Annotated in this window: 4 protein-coding genes; all 4 read right to left on the reverse strand. The window is 56.9% G+C overall.

Translation table 11 applies throughout. The annotated features are described in order from the left end of the window. Positions 1–63: 63 nt before the first annotated feature. The 4 genes from GTN70_11855 to GTN70_11870 are packed head-to-tail and all read right to left on the reverse strand — an operon-like array spanning position 64 to position 2363. Positions 64–390: a hypothetical protein gene (locus GTN70_11855; protein NIO17653.1), complete on the reverse strand. Its 327-nt coding sequence runs from the start codon at positions 388–390 to the stop codon at positions 64–66. Positions 391–411: 21 nt separating this feature from the next. Beyond that, entirely contained in the window at positions 412–537 is a 126-nt protein-coding gene (locus GTN70_11860; protein NIO17654.1) for a hypothetical protein, read from the reverse strand. Further along, positions 530–2020, reverse strand: a complete 1491-nt coding sequence (locus GTN70_11865) for a glycine reductase (protein NIO17655.1) — start codon at positions 2018–2020, stop codon at positions 530–532. The genes GTN70_11860 and GTN70_11865 overlap by 8 nt, the downstream gene beginning before the upstream one ends. 1 nt (position 2021) lies before the next feature. After that, positions 2022–2363, reverse strand: coding sequence for a thiol reductase thioredoxin (locus GTN70_11870; GenBank protein ID NIO17656.1), 342 nt, complete (start codon positions 2361–2363; stop codon positions 2022–2024). Between the last annotated feature and the right edge of the window lie 26 nt (positions 2364–2389).

Consider the following 2389-nt stretch of genomic DNA (forward strand, 5'->3'; position numbering starts at 1 on the left):
CGGACAAAAAGAGAAACCGGCCTTAAGCCGGTTTCTCATCAAACAGGGGAGGGATGGAACCAATCAACTGAACAGGAGCTGGGAGCGGAATGTCGTCATCATGGAAGCTATCTTGTCGATTTTTTCATCTCCCACCGCCAGCTCCAGGAGCATCAGTTCGTCGTCGTACACCTCTTCGGGAATGTGGCTTTTCATCTCCGGCTCGAGTACGTGATAAACCTTAAGCCTGAGACATTCCCCTGCAAGGGATCCGGACCAGCTGGGGTCGCCGTCGATAACGGTCCGGGACCCGACTTCGAGATACTGTTCATTGGTGATGCCCCACACCACGAAGAGATTTTCCGGACCATGCTCCTGTGCCGCCTTCTTGATCGCCTCTTGACTCTCCAAGTCAAGTGCCAGAGCGGCCGTTCAGACGAAACAGGCGTCTCTGACCAGTATTACCTCCGTGCCCGCCGCCTCCAGGCATTTTTTCAGAGATTCGCCCTTTATCTCCTGGCCGTCTCCGAAGGCGATCGCTTTCTTACCGTTAAGCATATCTGCCCTCCTCGCCGTTTTTCGGGTTTGCTCCCAGAACAAAGGACAGCCCGTCGGATAGATTCGTCATTCGGGTCAAAAACGGGCTCCCCTTCGCCACGATCATGATCTGTTTTTTCCTCCCCTCGAGGATTTCCCTGATCCCATGAGCGATATAGGGAACGCCTGCGGGGATGTGCCCCTGTGTCGGGGCAAAGCCGACCAGTCCCCGCGTTTCGATGAATTCGTTCATCTGGGACTTCTCGATCTCCTTCTGCTGCACCGCAAGCGCTGCGATGAGGCGGTAGTTCTTGAGGGGAATGTCATCCTGCCCGATGGGCAGGGTGATTTCGGGGTTCTGCAGTTCGGTGGCGTAGCGGTCGATGTCGGTCAGCTTCAAGCCCCCGGCTCTGAGCGGCTTCAGGATCAGGTTTTCCTGGATACGCTGCTGCGACCCACCGGCCCCGATGGGGTATTTCCCGAGCAGGTCGAGCCTGAGCACGGGCGAGATGCCGTCATCTTCCGTCACCAGGAAGGCCACGCCGCCGATCACGTCCTCCAGAATGGGCATGTTCTTCTCGAGGTGCCCCTGGAATTTCATGCCCAGTTTGGTGAGCGACCCCCCGGCCACGACGGCGACATTTTTAAACAGCCCCGATTTTACCAGGGCCGCCGCGTGCAGGAGGGCAAAGTGGGGACCGACACAGAAGGACTTGACGTCGCAGGAGGTGGCGTTGTCGCACCCGGCCATTTCGCCTATGGCGCGGGCCAGATTTCCGCCGCCCCGCTGGTACCTGTCTCCGGCCGCCTCCTCGGAGCAGCTGATGATGAAATCGATGTCCGACGCATCCAGGCCGGAGCCGTTGAGCAGGTGCTTCAGCGCCAGGTATGCCGAAGCCTTGGTGATCAGGTTTTCCATGAGCACATCGGCCCTGAGCGATTCGTCCTCCTCGTGATGTCTCTGAAAACAGCCGACCAGGGTATCGTTGTGATAGAGGGGCAGAGAGTGGTCACGCTCTATTTTTTCCTGGATTTCCTCTATCACCTTGCCATTCTGCAATTTGCTCAGCAGATCCTCGCCGTTACACAGGGGGTGCCCGTTGATCGCCGGCACCACGGTATCGCGCACGAAGCTCTTCTCGAGCCATACCAGGTCATGGGAGGATTCATCCGTCGACGCCTTCAACAGGGCGTAGAACTCTTCCTGGGGCATGATCTCCCCGAACGGGCCCGATCTGCCGAACCCTTCCTCCCCGTTTACGAGATGGCGGAACCATGGCTGGTCGATCGACCTGAGCCTGTCCGGCTCCATGTTGCCGATGAAGACCTGGTTGGGGGCATAGCCCACGGCTTCTTCTGCCGTTCTCAGGTGGCGGGTAATCTTTTCCGCCAGCCCCGGATGCTTTCTTAGCTCACGGGACGGCTTGGATCCGTGACGCACGAAATCGGGAAGGTGGACGAGGATGTTGGAGCAGCTTTTTATTATTACCTGTCTTGAGTTCATGTCACATCTCCTCTATCGAGTTCAATCCATCTTCGATCCTCTTTTCCGTCGAGGCGTCGAAGCCATCGATCCTCAGAACCTTCTCTCCATTTTTGAAAAATAGCAGCGCCGGGACCCCCACGATTTTGTACCTGGCGCAGAGGTCCTGGTTGTTCCAGGCGTTGACTTTTGCGATCTTTACGTTCGGGAACTTTTCGGCCACTCTTTTAAGAACGGGCAGGAGTGCTTTGCAGGGGGCGCAGGGTGGGGTGTAGAAGTCCACCAGGACGACGGTTTCGGAGGAAAGGACATCTGCATGGAAATCGGCTTCATTGATTTCAATGAGATGGTCTCCGCGGATCATTTACGTTCCCATGTCAAACGTTTCCC

It is taken from the genome of Deltaproteobacteria bacterium (assembly GCA_011773515.1).
Taxonomy (GTDB): domain Bacteria; phylum Desulfobacterota; class Deferrimicrobia; order J040; family J040; genus WVXK01.